Annotated in this window: 10 protein-coding genes; 3 read left to right on the top strand and 7 right to left on the bottom strand. The window is 38.9% G+C overall.

What is annotated here, in order from left to right; translation table 11 throughout:
• Positions 1 to 119: 119 nt before the first annotated feature.
• The 5 genes from gap to glk form a co-directional block, all read right to left on the bottom strand.
• Positions 120 to 1,124, bottom strand: coding sequence for a type I glyceraldehyde-3-phosphate dehydrogenase (gene gap / locus I6F43_RS09090; protein WP_007582622.1), 1,005 nt, complete (start codon positions 1,122 to 1,124; stop codon positions 120 to 122).
• Positions 1,125 to 1,133: 9 nt separating this feature from the next.
• Positions 1,134 to 1,754, bottom strand: coding sequence for a bifunctional 4-hydroxy-2-oxoglutarate aldolase/2-dehydro-3-deoxy-phosphogluconate aldolase (gene eda, locus I6F43_RS09085; protein WP_002959756.1), 621 nt, complete (start codon positions 1,752 to 1,754; stop codon positions 1,134 to 1,136).
• Between the two features lie 33 nt (positions 1,755 to 1,787).
• Complete coding sequence (edd, locus tag I6F43_RS09080) at positions 1,788 to 3,638, bottom strand: phosphogluconate dehydratase (RefSeq protein ID WP_007582619.1); 1,851 nt, start codon at positions 3,636 to 3,638, stop codon at positions 1,788 to 1,790.
• 336 nt (positions 3,639 to 3,974) lie between these two features.
• Positions 3,975 to 4,988: a LacI family DNA-binding transcriptional regulator gene (locus tag I6F43_RS09075; protein WP_010555045.1), complete on the bottom strand. Its 1,014-nt coding sequence runs from the start codon at positions 4,986 to 4,988 to the stop codon at positions 3,975 to 3,977.
• Positions 4,989 to 5,024: 36 nt separating this feature from the next.
• Positions 5,025 to 6,017 (bottom strand): glucokinase, encoded by a 993-nt coding sequence (glk, locus tag I6F43_RS09070; RefSeq protein ID WP_010555044.1) that lies wholly within the window; start codon positions 6,015 to 6,017, stop codon positions 5,025 to 5,027.
• 291 nt (positions 6,018 to 6,308) lie between these two features.
• On the opposite strand from glk, the gene I6F43_RS09065 reads away from it, so the two are divergent.
• Positions 6,309 to 7,325 (top strand): LacI family DNA-binding transcriptional regulator, encoded by a 1,017-nt coding sequence (locus tag I6F43_RS09065; protein WP_007582612.1) that lies wholly within the window; start codon positions 6,309 to 6,311, stop codon positions 7,323 to 7,325.
• Positions 7,326 to 7,532: 207 nt separating this feature from the next.
• Here I6F43_RS09065 and I6F43_RS09060 read toward each other — a convergent pair whose 3' ends face one another.
• Positions 7,533 to 10,460 carry a TonB-dependent receptor gene (locus tag I6F43_RS09060; RefSeq protein WP_007582611.1) on the bottom strand — a complete coding sequence of 976 codons (2,928 nt, stop codon included), beginning with the start codon at positions 10,458 to 10,460 and terminating at the stop codon, positions 7,533 to 7,535.
• A gap of 1,418 nt (positions 10,461 to 11,878) precedes the next feature.
• Here I6F43_RS09060 and I6F43_RS09055 point away from each other — a divergent pair.
• Together I6F43_RS09055 and I6F43_RS09050 are read left to right on the top strand one after the other, a co-directional pair.
• A complete protein-coding gene (locus I6F43_RS09055; protein WP_101164482.1) occupies positions 11,879 to 15,064 on the top strand; it encodes a TonB-dependent receptor in 3,186 nt (1,061 codons plus the stop codon).
• 73 nt (positions 15,065 to 15,137) lie between these two features.
• Complete coding sequence (locus I6F43_RS09050) at positions 15,138 to 17,045, top strand: alpha/beta hydrolase family protein (RefSeq protein ID WP_197101970.1); 1,908 nt, start codon at positions 15,138 to 15,140, stop codon at positions 17,043 to 17,045.
• A 291-nt stretch (positions 17,046 to 17,336) separates the two neighbouring features.
• Here the strand turns inward: I6F43_RS09050 and I6F43_RS09045 are convergent, their stop codons facing one another.
• Positions 17,337 to 19,745, bottom strand: a complete 2,409-nt coding sequence (locus I6F43_RS09045) for a glucan 1,4-alpha-glucosidase (protein WP_197101968.1) — start codon at positions 19,743 to 19,745, stop codon at positions 17,337 to 17,339.
• Positions 19,746 to 19,755: the final 10 nt, after the last annotated feature.

The raw sequence follows: 19,755 nt of genomic DNA, 5'->3' as shown, positions 1-19,755 counted from the left end.
ATACAAATAGTTCCCTCCATAGTCTGAGTTGCAAATATACAGATAAACCAAACGCAAAAAAGCCACGCAATGCGTGGCTTGGTTGGATAAAGCTAAAACTTTACATCATTAGGGCTGTATTATAAAAACGCACCTAATGCTTTAACTTGGTCTAACATGCGGTTTGAGAAACCCCATTCGTTGTCGTACCAAGCCATTACTTTAACTAGATTGCCATCGGCTTTAGTTTGCGTTGCATCAAAGATAGATGACGCTGGGTTATGGTTAAAGTCGATAGAAACAAGCGGAAGCTCATTATATTGTAAAATATCTTTCATTGAACCCGTTGATGCTTCTTTCATGATTGCATTGATTTCTTCTGCAGTCGTATCGCGCTTAGTAATAAACGTAAAATCAACTAAAGATACGTTGATTGTAGGTACACGTACCGACATACCGTCTAATTTACCAGCAAGTTCTGGTAATACTAAACCAACAGCTGCCGCAGCACCTGTTTTAGTTGGGATCATAGATTGAGTTGCACTACGAGCACGGTATAGATCTGGGTGGTATACGTCAGATAGGTTTTGATCATTCGTATAAGAATGAATAGTTGTCATACTCCCTTTTTCAATACCTACAGTGTCGTTAATTGCTTTTGCAAGTGGTGCTAAACAGTTAGTAGTACACGATGCATTTGAGATGATTTGGCTATCAGCGTTAATTACATCGCTGTTTACACCATGAACCACTGTTGCATCCATATCTTTACCTGGAGCAGAAACGATTACTTTTTTAGCACCCGCTGTAATATGCTTAGCAGCGTCATCACGTTTAGTGAAAAAACCAGTACATTCTAAAACGATATCGACGTTTAGTGCTTTCCACGGTAAATTTGCAGGGTCGCGTTCTTGCGTTAACGTAATTACGTCATCGTCAATTAACATGGTGTTATTTTCAAGTGTTACTTTTTTAGAAAATTGACCATGAACTGAGTCATACTGCGTTAAATGTGCATTAACGTTAGCTGGTGCTAAATCGTTAATTGCTACAATTTTAATTTCGCTGTTTTGAGCTGACTCATAAAGTGCACGTAAAACATTTCTACCGATACGGCCGTAACCGTTAATTGCTACATTAATCATTTTAGACTCCTATTTAAGTTCACTTGCTTGGCGAGCAAGCGCTTCAATTGCTTGCCAGTCTTTATTTTCAATTAGTTGTTTATCTAGCATCCACGTACCACCCACACAAATAACGTTGTTAAGCGCTAAATAGTTCGGTGCAGTTGCTAGGCTAATGCCACCAGTTGGGCAAAAAGTAATATGTGGTAATGGGCCACCGATTGATTTAAGCATTGCTGTTCCGCCTGCAGCTTCTGCAGGAAAGAATTTTAAATACTTAAAACCATGCGACGCAAGTTGCATAACTTCACTTGCAGTTGCAGCGCCTGGTAAAAATGGTATATCTGATGTTTTAGCCAAAGCAATAAGCTCATCGCTCACACCTGGACTCACCATAAAATCTGCACCTGCGGCAACCGAAAGATCAAAACTTGCTTTATCTACTACCGTACCAGTACCTACATAGGCTTCAGGTACTTCTGCTTTCATCAGCTTTACAGCTTCTGCAGCAATAGGTGTACGTAGTGTTATTTCTAAGGCTTTTAAGCCACCGTTATATAACGCTCTTGCAAGTGGTGCTGCATCTTCTAATTTTTCGATTACAACCACTGGCACTACGGGTGCCGATGCTAAGATTTTTTCAATACTCATTACTTGTTCCTCATTACCCAGTATGGCTAATATTTATTCAAGTCCAAAAGCACTCGCGCCTAAATCGGCACTGCTTACGATATTTCTAAATCCAGTAAATAATTCGCGACCTGTACCAAATGTTGCACTTGGCAGGCTAAGTTCTGCTTCACGTTTAGCAAGTTCTTCGTCGCTAACGTGTACTTTTAATATTCCGTTTGGCGCATCAAGTGTAACTAAATCACCTTCTCGAATTTTAGCAATAATGCCGCCTTCTACTGCCTCTGGTGCTAAGTGAATAGCAGCTGGTACTTTACCTGATGCACCCGACATACGACCGTCAGTAACAATGGCTACTTTAAAGCCTTCATCTTGAAGCGTTGCCATTACTGGCGTTAATTTATGTAGCTCTGGCATACCTTTCGCTTTAGGGCCTTGCTCTTTTAGCACGGCAATAAAGTCTTGGTTTAATTCGCCACGCGTGTATGCATCTTGCAGAGCACTTTGTGAGCTAAACACTTTTGCAGGAGCAGTAACAACCTGATGTTCAATAGCAACAGCTGACACTTTAATAACAGCTTTACCTAAGTTACCCGTTAGAAGTTGCAGACCACCTTGCTTACTAAAAGGGTTACTCACTGGGCGAAGTACTTCTTCATCGTGTGAGTTTGCTGGGCAATCTACCCATTTAACTTTAGTTGGGCCGGTTGAGTTGCTCATGATCAGGCTATCGTCTTTATCCAAACGAGGCTCTGTCATGTAAGGTGCTAAACCATCGCCTAGCATTGTTTTAACGTCTGTGTGTAAGTAACCAGCGCTTGCTAGCTCTCGCATTAAGAAACCCATACCGCCAGCTGCTTGGAAGTGGTTTACATCTGCAGAGCCGTTAGGGTAAATACGTGTAAGTAGTGGTACAACTTCTGATAAATCAGACATATCTTTCCACGTAACCTGAATGCCCGCCGCTTTTGCTATCGCAACAATATGAATTGCATGGTTAGTAGAACCACCTGTAGAAAGCAGGCCTACTAAACCGTTTATAATCGTTTTTTCGCTGATCACATCGGCCAAACACGGGCTTTCTTTATCATCTGTAAGCTGCTTAAGCATAGTTTCTACAGCATTACCTGTAAGACCATCACGAAGCTCAGTGTAAGGATTAATAAACGAACTACCAGGAAGGTGTAAGCCCATTATTTCCATTAACATTTGGTTTGAGTTTGCAGTACCGTAGAACGTACAAGTACCTGCGCTGTGATAAGACGCGCTTTCAGCCTCTAATAAGTCTTCGCGACTTACTAAACCTTGTGCAAATTTTTGACGAATACGTGCTTTTTCTTTATTAGGAATACCTGATTGCATTGGACCTGCTGGTAAAAAGAACACAGGTAAATGACCAAACGACAATGCACCAATTAATAAACCCGGGACAATTTTGTCGCAAACACCTAAACAAAAAACGCCATCAAACACATCGTGAGAAAGCGATATTGCAGTAGACATAGCAATTACATCACGAGAAAAAAGCGAAAGTTCCATGCCGTCACGCCCTTGCGTAACACCATCACACATTGCAGGAACACCACCAGCAACTTGTGCTGTAGCATCGTATTTAGTAGCAATGTCTTTAATTAAATCTGGGTAATCTTTGTATGGCACATGAGCCGATAACATATCGTTATATGAGTTGATAATAGCAAGATTTGGCTGCTCATCAGCCTTTAAGCGCGCTTTGTCATCACTGCTACATGCAGCCATAACATGGGCTATATTTCCGCAACCTAAACCGGCACGAACTCTTGTTTGTTTTTTTGCGTGCGAAATACGTTCTAAATAATCTTGACGGGTATTTTTACTGCGTTCGATAACGCGCTGGGTAACTTCTTGAATACGAGGATGTAACATAATTTAACTCATCTCTATTAGTTAGAGGATAAAGGCTCAGTAGCAACTACAGACTCCACGTAAATAACTGTACTGAGCATCTTTGATTTACCCGTTCAAAGGTACGCTACCAGGGAGCCTCTCACAACAGCCCTGACACCGGTGTCACTGTATTAACGCATAGCAATGACACCGGTGTCAACCCCGGGTAACAAAAATAGTTTAATATTTTAACATGACCGAATAATGACCTAATTGATTTTTAGGCACAAAGTATATTTTAGCAAGTTCAGCGCAAAAAAAAGCCCGAATAAGCGTCACTCATATTCGGGCTACTGTGAAAGTGTTTTTAACTCACTATTTTATCGCAGAAGTAGACTCGCGTGTAATCAAGCGTGACTCAAGCGTTACCTGATAAGGCTGTTCTTGTGGTTGAGCTATGTGTGAAATAAGTTGAGTTACGGCTTGTTTAGTCATCTCTTCAACGGGCTGTGCAATAGTCGTTAAACCAGGCCAAATATGACGTGCAATGGGTGCATTATCAAAGCCGGCTATTGAAATGTCATCCGGCACTTTTAATTGCCGCTGGGTAGCTAATTTTAATACCGCTGCCGCCATGTAATCGTTTGATGCAAATACGGCTGTTGGCCTAGGAGACAAATCTAAAATACTGCGTGCGCTGTCGACACCTGAGTGATAACTAAAGTTACCCTCCTCTACTAAGCGCTCATCAAACTCTATTCCGTGGCTTGCAAGTGAACGCCTGTAGCCTTTAAAGCGTTGTTGCGTGGCACTGTGATCTGGGTGCCCTTTAATAAACGCTATAGATTTATGCCCAAGGCTAATTAGATGCTCAGTAATTTCAAATGCGCCTTGTTCATCATTACTACGAACTGAAATAGAATCATCTTGAAGTAAAGCTGAAGCAACTCTTGCGTAAGGAATTTTTTTAGATTTTAAAAAAGCAACAAGCTCAGCAAAATCACCAAAAGGAGGTGTTAGCACTATGCCATCTAATCGAGAAGTCTGTAGTAATTGCTCAATATTATTTATAAGGGCTTCACCACGAAACTCACAAGGATGTATCAATAAATTATAGTTATTTTCTTTACATGCTTCTAAAGCACCCGTTTGCACGCGAGTAATGTAGCTTTTACTTGGGTTATCGTAAAGACACCCAATAATAAAGCTACGATTTTGTGCGAGGCCTCGTGCAATTGGATTTGGGGTGTAATCGAGTTCTTTAAATACCGCAAGCACCTTTTCTCGGGTTGCAGCACTAACATTAGGCTCGTTATTTAAAACGCGTGATACGGTTTTTTTAGAAACACCAGCATGACTTGCCACACTGTTTATTGTTACTTTTTTCATCACTCTATTTTTCCAAATGCGAACAAGGAAAGCTCCTTATTTGCTGTTGTGCAAACACGCTGCGGCACCAATTAGTGGAATATTATCTTGTGTTACAAGTATTACAGGAATTTGCCCTGCGTATTGCGACATAATACCCTTTTGCGAAAATCGTTCAACAAAACGACTCTCTAGAAGTCTTGCTTGCATACGAGGCAGTATTCCACCGCCAATAAATAGTCCGCCTAAAGCACCGTAAACAACGGCTAGATCGCCAGCTACACTGCCGATCCAATCACAAAATTGATTAAGCGTTGCATCGCACACAGCACATTCACCGCTATTTGCTAGACTACTTATTTGCGCAGCATCTAAATTTTTAGCTGTTACACCCTTAACCGCAGACATCGCTTTGTATAAATGCGTTATGCCAGGGCCTGAAAATACAGTTTCAATAGAAACATGGGGATGATCTTTACGTAACTCATTTAATAGTAAAGTATCGAGTTCATTAACTGGTGCAAGCGATATATGCCCCCCTTCTGAACTTAAAACAGCGGTAGATTGCGACGTTCTAACTAAGCACGCGGCACCAAAACCAGTACCTGGACCTATAACACCAATGTTAGCATTGTCATCAGCTTGGCCTGATTTAACAATGACATTTTGTTTAGGATCTAAGTAAGGAGCCGCATATGCAAAGGCAGCAAAATCGTTAATGACTTCTAGTTGCTGTAAATCAAAATGAGTTTTAAATTCACTAACACTAAAATGCCAACCTAAATTGGTTAAATGTACCTGCCCAGCTTTTATTGGACCTGCAACGGCTAAACATGCGCGTTTAGGTGTAATATGCGAGACTGTTTGTAAATATTGCTCAAGCGCACTTTCAAGTGAACCAAAATTAGCACTAGGAAAAATATTAATGTGCTCTATTACAAATTGGTTAGTGTGCTCATTAAAAGCAGTTATTAAAGCAAAGCGGGCATTAGTGCCGCCAACATCAGCAACTAAGATGGGATCAAATTGGGCAGAAGAGTTTAGGCTCATAGTATTATCTCTTTTGTTAAGCGACTCGTGCTTATTATTTTACAATGGTATACCATTGTTATTTATACTTTGAGCTATCACCTCAAAGTAGCTATCACAGTAAAAAATGCTGCCTATAAAATATATAAACAGCGAATACGTTTTGACAACAAAATGATAAAACATTTATATTATGACACCGGTGTCAGCCGTTTATCAATAAAAATATACGTTAATTCACAAAAAGCTTGAAATTATTCATTAATAACCGAAAATGGCACAATTATTTATCAAATTAATTAAGTTGTAACAATGAAAGGTAAAGCCACCTCATTTGATATTGCCCACTATGCAGGGGTATCTCAATCAACTGTATCTCGCGCTTTACGTAACAGCCATCTTGTTAATGAAGAAACACGTAAACGTGTTTTCGATATAGCTAAAAAGCTTAATTATAAAGTTGATAAAAATGCCAGCAACTTGCGTACACAACAAAGCAGCACACTTGCATTACTTCTTTTCGAAGACCCTACTTCTGATGAGTCACAAATTAATCCTTTCTTTTTAGCCATGCTTGGCAGCATTACCCGTGCTTGCGCTAAAGAAGGTTACGATTTATTAGTATCATTTCAATCGGCCAGTGCTGATTGGCAAGCAGACTATGAAGATAGCCACAGAGCCGATGGTATTATTTTACTCGGTTATGGCGATTACATTGATTACCAACCAAAATTTAATACCTTACTTGAACAAAACACTAAGTTTGTTTGTTGGGGTGCAACGGTCGATAATCGCCCAGATTTAACTGTTTGTTGTGATAACTACGGTGGCGGTAAGCTTGCCGCTGAGCACTTTATTGCTCACAGCAGAACTGACTGCGCTTTTATTGGTGATGCATCTGATCATAGCCCTGAATTCTTTAGTCGTTTTCAGGGCTTTAAAGATGAGCTACTGGCTAACAACGTAAAAATAAACGAACGTAAAATGGCTAATGCTATATCTACTGAAGAATCTGGATATCACGCCACTCGCTCACTCATTGCTAATAATATTAAATTTAACGCCTTATTTGCTGCAAGTGACTTAATTGCTATTGGGGCTATACGTGCACTTAAAGAAGCAAATATTAACGTGCCAAAAGATGTTGCGGTAGTCGGCTTTGATAACATAGCCATTGCTAGTTATGTAAACCCACCGCTGACGACGATAGAGCAAAACACCACTGTTGCTGGGCAAATGCTCGTAGAGAACTTATTAAAACTGATACGTGGTGAAGAAGTGCAAAGTACCCTATTAGCTCCTATTCTAATTCCTAGAAGGTCAAGCTGAGCCTGCCTGATAAAATAAAGCAGAATTAACAAACCATTTTAATTGGCAGTTACAACTACTTAAATTTTATTCAGTATATTTTTATCTATTCATTTCACTTTTCTTTCTGATGTATTCATATCTCACAAAAATTCAAAATTTAGATATAAAAAAAGCCTCTAACGAGGCTTTTTTATTAAACAACTTTTAACTCATACTAGCAAGTTATTAGAAATCGTAAGACGCTGATAATTGAATTCTACGAGGAGACTGGTAAGACTGAGCTAAACCAAATGTAGCATTTCCATCGCCAGCAGCTATTTCTGCAGCTTCGTCGTAACGAGTTTCAGTAGAAGCATCAAATACGTTAAATACATCCATAGCTAAACGAACTTTCTGATCATTAAAGCGAAGGTTATAAGTAAAGTTAAGATCTAAACGTGCTGTCCATGGTGTAGTACCCATGCTGCCACGAGGGAAACGTTTGTCACCTACATAGTAAGTATCACCGTATACGTATTGATCAGGGTCTGGAGTATAACCTTGACCTAAAGCAGTCCAAGGACGTCCAGATGCGATATTAACATTAGCACCAATTAAGAAGTCTTCTGTAACAGCAAATGCACCATAAATTTTAATGTTATGACGACGATCTGCAGGTAGATTACCATTAGCACCATCCATTAAATAAGGGTAATCCCAATCTTGCGTAAGACCAGCATCATCTTGACCATTATCAGATTTAACAAAACCTTCTGTATTACCATAGTTGTGAGACCATGTGTATAGCGCTTTTAAAGACCAAACCTGATCCCATGTTTTTTCTAATGTTAAATCAACTGATGCGTATTTACGCTTAGCTTCCGGGTAACCTAACTCTTGTGCAGTAAAGCTATATTCTTCAGTGGTGCCGTCACCATCAAGATCAAAATTGAAAGTAGCGCCATTGCCAGGATTAAATAAGAACCAGTTCTCACCTAAATATTCACCATTTTCATCATTAAAGATATAAGAACCATCATCAATTTGATTACCTAAAACACGGTAAGTTGCCTTGATACCCCATGACCAATCATCATTAATTGCTGCTTGATAACCAATCATATACTCATCGTTATACATTGGTTCAAGATCTTTATCAGATAAGGTATTTGATGGTTTTGCAGTACCGTCACCACCATTAGAAATAGCAGGATCACCTAGCTGAGTACCTAAACCAACAGGAGTACCGTCTGCGTTTAAGCCTTCATACGCATACCATGTTTGAATATAAGTCTCTGCACCAGCTAAACGGATATTAGTATTAGCTGCAACTGGTAGGTAATAACGACCAGCAGTGAAGAACAACTTACTATCGCCATCTCCATTAATATCCCAAGAACCACCTATACGAGGGGCAATTTGGTTATCAATAGAAACAAACTCTTCGCCATCTGCATTGTAGTTAGTAAAACTATCATTACGAAGGCCTAATGTTAATGTTAAATCTTCAGTAACTGACCATTGATCTTCAATATAAATAGCCCAGTTTTCTACTTCAAACGAACCGCCATTTTTATAATCGCGTACACGTGTTGTCTTCATTTCTTCAGGTAAGACATAACCATTAGCCAGTCTAGCGCCTTCTTCGTATGTACGATAATAGTAGTAAACGCCACCAGAGTTTTGTGTTGTTGAATCAGCTGTATTAGTTTCAGAATCATAACCAAATTTTAACGTATGCTCATCGTTTAGGTAATAATCAAAGTCAACGCGCAATTGCTCACGTTTATCTTCATTTTCACCAACGGTAAAGTTTACATAACACGTAGTATCCTCACCTAAATCGGCATCATAACCTGTAGGGCAATCATCAAAGTCTGAGTAATCAGTTTCTGAAAACTTAACCTGACCAAACATTGCTGACATACTTAGATCATCTGTTAGGTTACCAGTATAACGAACTGCAAAACTTTCTCCGCCTCGCTTATGGTAAGCTGTACCACCATCTTCAGTGTAATTACCATTTCCTTGAGGGTCTGAAATTGTTTTTTCAGAATAAGTTCGTTTATCACTAAAGCCCCAAAGCATTAGTTGATGATCTTCGTTAATATTCCAGTCAAAACGAGCTAGGTAATATGGGTCATCATCTTTTTCAACTGTTAAATCTGTTTGAGATGCATTACCGTATTCGTAGTCATTATCTCTTGCAGTGTAAATACCATAGAAGAATAATGTGTCTTCAACTATCGCACCTGAAGCATAAATACTTGTTTCAAATGAATTGTCGTAGTCGTCTTGGTTATTAACATATAAGTCACCAATACAATGGCCATCCGCGTCTTCACAGCGATCATTTTGCTTGTAAAGTGAATCAGGAGCTTGCTCACTTAACGAGTCAGATGAATAAATCGTTTCAACACCAAAGTGAAAATCATTAGAACCAGATTTAGTAACTGATGAGATTAATCCACCGGTAGTACGCCCGAACTCTGCAGAATAACCACCCGTTTTAACTTGGAAGCTATCGTACGCGGTAAATGGGATTGTTGCACCGCCAAGACCATTTCGGAAATTAGTCATATTTAGACCATTCACGTAATAAGCATTTTCAGCTACAGAAGCACCACCAAATGAAGCTTGGTCGCCAAAACGACTATCCCCTTCAGTTGCGCCAGGCGCAAGCAATGCTACTGAAGTTACTGAGCGAGATATTGGTAGTAGCGCTAGTTCTTCAGAGCTAATATTTAATGAAGACTCTGATGCAGAAACATCTATTGCACGAATAGAGCCACCTACAACAGCAATTCTTTCGATATTACCTGTAGTTAGTGGAATTTGAATGAGAGCTGTTTTACCTACCCCTATAACAACATCTTTAACTTGAGCTTGGTCAAAACCAGATTGGGATACTGTAATATCATACTTACCTACTGGCACTTGCTTAAGATCAAACTCACCATTTGCATCAGCAGTTAGTGTTTTAGAATAACCTTTGCTTTTATCTGTTATTGTTATTGATGCACCCGCTAATGAAACACCTGACTGAGCCGTTAAGCTACCTTTGATAGCGCCATTAACGTTATCTGCCATTGCTGGCATTGCCGCACTTAACGTCATTGCAACTGCTGCTGCAGTGAATGAGCGTTTAAATGTCTTAGAAAAATTATGGTTCATTTTTGATTTATCCCTAGATAATTAGATTATTATTTTTTATGTCTTACGTTAAATACTTTATATAACGCCTACTAATTTAAAGTATTTACCCCCCTTAACGTGTAAGGAGAAACAAATTAATAACACAATAAAAACAAACTTGCCAACAAAATGCGACAGCAATTAACAGGAAAATCACCATAAAAAACAATAAATTAACAAAAAACCAAGGATAAAACCAAAAAACAAAATAAAAACAAAAAAACAAACATATAATTTACATTGTTGGTTGTTTGCAAAACCAACAAAATGAATAAAAAGCAGGCTCCATTATTTATAAAAATAGCGCCAGAAACACCATTAAAGAACAATGCTTATACAACTTACTTAAAACCCCTATTAAAATACTATCCCACTTAATTAGCATAAATATTCACACCGCACTTCACAAACCCTAAACTATTGCAAAAAACGGAATTTAATTTAGAAAAAAAAACGCCTAATTAAGATCTTTTTTTATGTCATATAATTTCAAAACCATTACTTAAACAACGCGGAAACCACCAAATAATGATCCCAAACTCGTTTACCATTGAGTAAACGTACCAGCTTAATATATTTTGTATGTATCCAGATTTAGGTGTAGCTGAGTTTGTGCCCTGACCTAACTTATAACCTGCTTTATTTACACCTATACATCCCACGCTTATTTTGGTAAAAAAATGCCGCTATTAGCAAATTACCCTAACTCTTTTACATAACTATTTTTAATATCAGCTTGTTTTACATCATTTAGCGCATTACTTGCTAATAACGTTAAAATAAGAGAGCGAAAAATGGCTAATACTATACCCACTGAATAATTGAGGTATCACGCCGTTCACTTATCGCTAATAACATAAAATTTAACACATTGTTTGCTGCAAGCAATTCAGTTGCTATTATTGTTATTCGTGCGCTTAAAGAAGCTAATATTAACGTACCAAAATTTGTTGCATCGGCTTTGTTATTACAGTCATTGCAAATTACGTAAACTCACAACTAACTACAATAGATCGAAACACCACTGTTGCTGGGCAAATGTAGTAGAGAACTTATTAAAATTGATATGTGGTGAATAAGTACAAAGTGCCCTATTAAATCCTATTCTCACTCCTAAAAGGTCAAGCTGAGCCTTCTTTATTAAGCAAATACCGATTACATCTGTTCACATTCATTTACAAACAATAAAATCATATAATAAACAATAAATTAAAAAAAACACCACCCAAAAAACTATACTTTTTCATCAAAAAAACATCAATTACACATTCCTTAGCAACAGCAAACTGTTAACTGTATTTACTATTTTGTTTCTGTAATGTAAATTTATTGTGCCGCTATAACCTTACTCTGTAACTTTATAGCTTAAATAACAATAATATCTCAGGGATTTACATATGTTTAAAACTAAAGCTCTATCAAATGCAATAAGGTACTCTTTATTGCTAGGCTCTGTAGCCTTAGCGCCTAACGCGCTAGCTCAAGAAAACGACTTGAATTCAGACGTAGAATTAGAAGAAGAAGCACCTGAACGAATAGTTGTAACAGGCTCACGTATAAGAAAAGCTGAATTTTCAAATGCATCACCAATTCAAATTATCAATGGCGACTTATCTCGTGAAATGGGTTTATTTGATGCAGGCTCAATGCTTCAATCGACCAGCCAAGCGGCTGGTGCTCAAATAGATAATACATTTGGTGGTTTTGTACTAGATAACGGTCCGGGCGCTGCAACAATCGGATTTCGTGGTTTAGGTGCTGAACGAACTCTTGTGCTTATTAATGGCCGAAGAATGGCTCCTGCTGGCGTTGGTGGTGCACCAACATCCCCTGATTTAAATTTAATACCTGGCGTAATGATTGAGCGTGTAGAGAATTTATTTGATGGCGCATCAACCGTTTATGGTTCTGATGCGGTAGCGGGTGTAGCTAACGTAATATTGAAAAAAGATGTTGAAGGTTTTATTTTTGATGCATCTTATCGTCAACCTAAAGGTGAAGGCGGTGAAGAAACTGTACTTTCGGGTATGTGGGGCAAAACCATGGATAATGGTTTTATCACTGTAGGCGTTGAATATTCAGAACAAAAATCTCAATCTTTATCTGGTAACCCTTTTGTTAAAGGGTGTGAAGAGCGTATTTGGGAAGCTGAAGATGGCAGTATCGTGACGAGAAACAGTGGCTATGGTCCTGTAGCGAGTGGTGAAGATTCATGTGACATTTTCCCTCTAACAAATCGTATTAGCGTACCTTCTTTCTTTGGTAGTGTTTATTACACTCCTAACTTTACAAACACTGGTATTCCAAACTTCAGCGAATCAACTGTACCATCAAGTCTTGAAGGATTTTTACCTTCATGGGTAGCTGGCGATTTCGATGGCGATGGTATTAATGATGGTGTATTTGTTGATGGTAACGGCGATGGTTTCCGTGACGTTGATTTCCAAGACCCTCTATACGCTTTCCAACAATCTGATTACTACAAAAGTGGTGATTACAGAAGTAAAAATGAACGTATTTCACTAATGCTTAATGGTGAATATAACTTCCAAGATGATAACGATACAACTTTCTACTACGAAGGTTTATATGCGAGTCGTAAATCTCCAATTTTTAGCCCTGGTGCACAAATATTTCAACAAGTAGCGGCATCAAACCCATATAACCCTTGTGGTACAAACGGTATTGACTGTTTTGGCGTGTTAGGTGTGGGCCCTGGTGGACCTGAGGCCGTTCAGCCAATTATCAATATTCGTGGTGACCGTGATCAAACTGAGGTTGAAGTTTCACAATATCGTTTAGTTACTGGTGTTACTGGTAACCTCGGTATGTTTGAAAACATTGGTTTAGACAATTGGTACTACGACGCGTCTGTATCGTACAGCGCATCTAAAGGTACTGACCACCGTGTTGGTATTGATGAAGAGCGCTTAATTAACTCATTAGAAACCGCTGTTCTTAATGATGATGGTACTGTTACCTGTGGTACCGGTTCTGATGGATGTGTTCCTGTTAATTTATTTGCAGACAGTATTTACCAAGAAGGTGGCGGTACGCTTTCACCTGAAGAAGCGGCCTATTTATTTATTGACCGCGACATCGAAACTAAAGTAAACCAGTTTGTTTTTAATGCATTCATGGGCGGTGACTTCTTCGCACTACCATGGAATAACGAAACTGTTGCAGGTATCGTTGGTATTGAATATCGTCGTGATGAGATTGAATCAAATCCTAATGCAGCAGCATCACAAGGCTTACTATGGGGCTACTTTGCTGACCAAGGCGCTGATGGTTCTCGTAATCTAAAAGAAATATTCACAGAAGTTGACTTCCCTTTACTTAAAGGAGTTAAAGGTGCTGAAGAACTTACATTTACAGCTTCTGGCCGTGTTTCTGAAGAATCTTTCTACGATGCTGAATCAACTTATAGTCTTAAAACTATCTACCGTCCTGTTGATTGGTTTACTCTTCGTGCTACAAAAGGTACTTCTTATAGAGCGCCAAACTTACGTGAACGTTTCTTAAACGGTACGTCTGGTTTTAATACAGTTGCCGATCCATGTGTTGTTCCGGAAGATGCTCGTAATATTGACCCATTGAACCCAGGTTCAGCAGCTACATATAATGCAGCTGAAGAAACACGCGATACAGCGGTATTAAACGCTTGTCAAGCATCAGGTATTGATCCAACTACTCTTGGTTTAGGTCAAGGTGGGACTGATTCATATACTGCTACTTACAGCGCTGAGATTGAAACTGGCGGTACAACTGAACTTAGTGCTGAAACATCAGTGGCTAAAACATACGGTTTTATCTTTGAACAACCGTTCACTGATGCATTTGATTTAACAATGTCATTAACTCGTTTTGACATTGAAGTAACAAATAGTATTGCAGAGCCAAGTGCTTTCTACAGTATTGGTCAGTGTTATTCTGCAGATGGTAATGATGCTTTTTGTAGCCGTATAGGGCGTGACGAAAATGGTCAAATTGATTTAGTTGATGCTAGCTTTATCAATATTGGTTTAATCTCTTCTAAAGGTTTTGATTACAACATCTACTTTGAAACAGATACGGTAATTGCAGAAGAAAACTTAGGTATTACACTAGACCTTCAAGCTACGCGCATGACAGAGCAAGTTTTTGATGTACTTGGTACTATTGATGACAATATGGGTGAGCCAGATTCACCAGAATGGCGCGGTACAGCACGCTTACAACTTAAATATTCTGATTTTAGATTTAACTGGGAAACACGTTTCATCGGTAAAGGTCGTGAAGATGAAGATGATTTAGGTGAGTTTGAAGAAGGTACTGCAGGTTGTCGTGGTTTAACTGACGCAAATGGTGCTCCACTTAAATGTCGCCCTGTTGGTTTCACTGATGACTACTTTGTACATAACATCGGTATGACTTGGTCTAACGATGCGTATAAAGTGAACTTTGGTGTACGTAACGTATTTAATGAAGCTCCACCGAAAGTAGATCCAAATGGTTCTTTCTCAAATACTAACATCCCTCTAGGTGTTGGTTATGATACTTCAGGACGTAGCCCATACATCAGTTTTACAGCTTCTTTTTAATTAGAATTGGCTGAGTATATATTCAATCCAGATGGCCTAAAATTTTAGGCCATTTTTTTTGAGGGAATAAAAAATGAAACTTAAAAAAAGAATGTTAGTAGGATTTACCTTACTAAGCCTATCTTCTTTCGCTAATAGCGAAACTGAAGATGCGACACAAGTGAGCAGTATCGATGCTTTCTCAATGTCATCGGCTATCCGTAGTGTTGTAGCATCACCTGATGGTAAGAAGCTTGCTATTTTAAGAGCGACTACCAAAAATGGTGACTATATAATTGAGATAAGAGATCCAAATAACCTAGAAGCAGACCCCGTAAGGTTGGGCGCTGATAAAATGCTGATATCTTCCATCGTATGGTTAAACGATGAAAAAATTGGCGTTATGTTTAGACAAATACTAGAAGATGGAAGTCGCAAATACTGGGTTAATAAGTTTGCAATAACTGATGCTGATGGTAAAGGCGACTGGTTATTACCATTTAAGAAAAAGCGAAATGTTCAATTTAATATAATAAATATACTTCCAGACAAAAAAGATGAAGTACTTGTAGAAGTTGATATTAATAATAACTACATTCCAGATGTAGTGAGATTTAATATTAACACTGGACGAAGCGTTACTGTAATGCGCGGAAATGAAAAAGTATCAGGCTCGTTTGTTTCTGACTACGATGGTGAAATAAGAATAGCCCAAGGTTGGAATAAATCTGATAACGCAATCGATTATTATGCCCGAGATAAAGGCAATGATGATTGGAAAGTAATTAAGCAAGTTAGTCCTAAAAAGCGTGAAAACTTTGAGATATTAGGATTTGCAAAAGGTAATCCTAACGAAGTTTATGTTAACGCCAACTTAGGCGAAAATACGACTGGCATTTATATTTACAATATTAAAACAGGTCAGTATTCTGAACGTCAATTTGGTCTTAAGTCTGTAGATACAGACGGTGTTATACTTGATACCGACGGCACTTTACAAGGCTTTCGCTATACAACCAAGCAGCCTAAGTTTTATTTCACAGATCCAAACCTTCAAGCACTTAACGAATCTGTTGCTTCTTTATTTAAAGATAAATTTGTACAAATCATTAGTAGCTCTGATAACGATAACGTCTTAGTAGTGAGAATATCTGCTGACGATAACCCAGGCAGCTATTACATTGTTACTAATAAACAGAAGCTGACTAAAATTGGTGACCGACTTCCGTTTATTGATAAAAGTAAATTAGGATCCGTTAAATATATCTCTTATAAAGCAAGAGATGGACGCAAAATAAAAGCGTATGTAACCATTCCTGCGACTAAAGGTCCTTACCCCGCAATAGTACTCCCTCACGGCGGTCCTTGGGTGCGTGACTCTATTGTATTTGATGACTGGGCGCAGTTACTCGCCTATCATGGTTACGTCGTTATTCAACCAAACTATCGTGGATCTACGGGGTACGGTCTGGAGCATTGGATGGCAGGTGATAATAACTGGGGCTTGAAAAAACAAGATGATTTAGACGATGCTGCGCAGTACTTGATCGATAAAGGCTTAGCGACAAAAGATAAACTCGCTTTATTTGGTTGGAGTTATGGCGGTTATGCTGCATTTGCTGCATCTATGCGTGAAAACAACATATATAAATGTGTTGTTGCCGGTGCAGGGGTAAGTGATTTAAGCCGTATTAATGCAACTCTTAACGAAAATCGCTTTTTAAGTATTTTACAACGCCCTACGATTACAGGTGTCTCCCCTGTAGAGCAAGTAAATAAAGTAAATATTCCTATACTGGTTGTGCATGGTGATATCGACAGTCGTGTTCCAGTAAAACACAGTAGAGACTTCGTATCTGAGCTTGAAAAGTACAAAAAAGACTTTAAATATATTGAGCTTGAAGATGCCGATCACTTTTCTGATACGCTTTTCTACGATCATAAAAAAGAATTTTATACCGAGTTGTTATCATGGTTTGATAATAAGTGTGGCCTCAAATAATGTAACTAAAAAGTGACATTCATTTTATTTGAAGAGCATTCTTTTGTTTTAATATTAAGTGAGTACATAACAAAAAGGCTTCTAAATTTATTTAGAAGCCTTTTTTAATAACTACAGCATTTTATACCAATCCGCAATAATACTTAATCATTTTGCGGGGCTAAACGTGTCGCTAACTGCGTTAAAAAATTCTTATTTAGAACAACTAAATAGCGAATTTTTTGCCTAGCTAACAACACGTTTTTCCTGCCTCAAAATAGCTCACTTAATTAAGCGAATTGGTATTATATATTAGTCTTTAAGCGATTCGGCAACCACCGGATAATAGTCCCAAACTTGTTTATCACTGAGTGAGCGTACAAGCTTAATGTATTCTGCATGTGTCCAAGCTAGAGGTGTTGCTGAGTTTGTGCCCTCGCCTAACACATAACCTGCTTTATTTACACCCACGCCATCCCATACTTGCTCAGGTAGCATCATGCCGCTATTAGCAAACTGCTCTAAGCCTTTTACGTAGCTATTTTTAATGTCCGCTTGTTTTGCATCATCTAGCGTATTATTTGCGTTTGCGGCCGCTATTTCATAGTGTCCGCGTTCGCCTGTAAAAAATGGCCATACACGACCACGTTGGCCTGGCGTGTTGCTCCCGCTTTCGGCGTAATTAGTACCTGTGGTTTCATCTTCGCCGTAACCGTCGTTGCCATAACGGCGATAGCCTGCAAATGTGCCGCTACCATCGGTAAAGTTAAAGCTGTATTTAACTTGTAAGTTATCTTCAAGCGTTTCGTCGTCATACTCAGGCAGGGTTTTAACTATACTTGAATCGTTGGCACTTCTTACTCCATAGCGGACTAATTCTAAAAAACCACCGTCTAAAATCTGCTTTTTGTTAAAACCTTCACGGCCATTGTTGGCGTTAATTTTAGTATTAGAGTTAGCGTCGGTGTCTTGACCTATACGAATAAAATACTCGCCATCGGTGCTATCACCTTTTAAATTACCTTCGGTGGTAAACATTTGCGATTCTATATCACTGTTGTACTTTTTAGCCGTTGCTAAATAACGATCTGCATTTTGAGTATCACCACTGAGTGTTGCTATGTCACTGGCTGTTATAAGGCCAGCAACAACGGCAGCCGTTGTAGAGGGAGAATAACCACTTTGCTCTTCCCAGCGCTCTTGCTGTGTTGCGGGTGGAGTGATTTGCATGTCGTTCCATAAAATTTTAGCTCTTCCGCCATCAACTAAAAAGTCAGCTGCCGGTTTTAGCATGCGTGCATACCAATCTTTAAGTTCGTTATCACTTAGTACGTTTGCTTGATGTAACTTCCACGCGAGCATAATTGGCATAGCTGTTTGATCTAGCTGTACCCCTACCCATTCAAGTTCACCATCAACATGTGTTTTTTGTAAAAACCATCCTGTATCACCATTGTTACCGGGGGTTATGCTAGTAACTTGTACTTTTTCAAGGTATTCGAAGGCCGTTTTTGCAGTGGCGGTATCGCCTAAGGCCATAAATGCCATAGCTACTTGATAAAAATCACGAACCCATACCGCTTTGTAACCAGTCGAACCCTCTTTGGCTGAAACAGTTTCACCCCAAGGATTAGAAAGTGAGGCAATGAGCGCACCCGCATTAGTTTTGTCTTCTTGCGCTTTTAGTACCATTGCACTGGTGTAAAGTAGCTTACCGTCATCGGCTGTTTGCTTAACCATTGTATTTAATGGCTCAAGGCTTTGTAAATAATCTTCCCAGCCTAGCGCTTCACCTTTACCGTTGTAGGCATCAAGCACATTTTGATAACCTTTAGATAAGCTCTGTGCACCTTGTTGCTGGCTTTGCTGCTGCGTTTTACCAAAGCTTAGTGCTAAATCAAATGTGGTATTACTATAGATAGTACCAAGCTCTGCCAGCAGAGTGACATTACCGGCCTTATCGCCTGTGTTTGAATATTTTTTGCTTAGTGTGTGTTGTTTTTTAAGTGAGGTGATGCCATCGCTCACACCTGTAAAGCCTACACTTTGCATTTTGAATGACGTAGATGATTGCAACGTTAAAAAATTATCATCTTCCCATGCTACTAAGCCTTGCTCAGTGGTTTTTGCAAAATCACCTAAGCCGTTGTTGTTTATATAAGGATTAACAGCAACATACGCTTTCACGCCTTTAAGTGATGTATTAAAAATACTGCGTACAAACAATGTTTGTCCGTCAGGGTCGGTGAATATGTGTTTTTCGAGGGTAAAACGCCCTTTCTTATCTGTACTTGTTACTTTGTAAGCAAGCGATAGTGGTCTGCCTTTATCGTCTTTATGTAAGTAATCAATTGTAACGTCTAAGTCGTCAGCTTCAGTGACTGTAAAATCTTTACCGGTTACTACAAACTGCATATCTTTAATTTGAGCTTGGTGAATGAGTCCAAACATAGTTTCGGTGATCATACCTTTGGCAATTGAAAACCATACTTTTGATACTTCACCTGTCGCAGCGTTGTTATTATATTGGCCGTTTTGGTATTGCTCAAAAGAAGTACCAATTCCGGTTTTACCCGCGTAAGCCCAATATGGTTCAGCACCTGGTGCGCCAGGAGCTGCTGAAACTGTAGCATCAATATTTTCGTTATTCGTATTTTGTGCACCACAGGCTGTTAAGCCCAAAGTTAAAAGAGCGGTAGTAATAAGGTTATATTTTTTCATTGTGTGACCC

It is taken from the genome of Pseudoalteromonas sp. NZS71_1, assembly GCF_015864305.1.
GTDB classification, from domain to species: Bacteria; Pseudomonadota; Gammaproteobacteria; order Enterobacterales; family Alteromonadaceae; genus Pseudoalteromonas; species Pseudoalteromonas arctica.
Note: the sequence above shows the minus strand (reverse complement) of the source record. Positions and strands in the feature narration are given on the sequence as shown.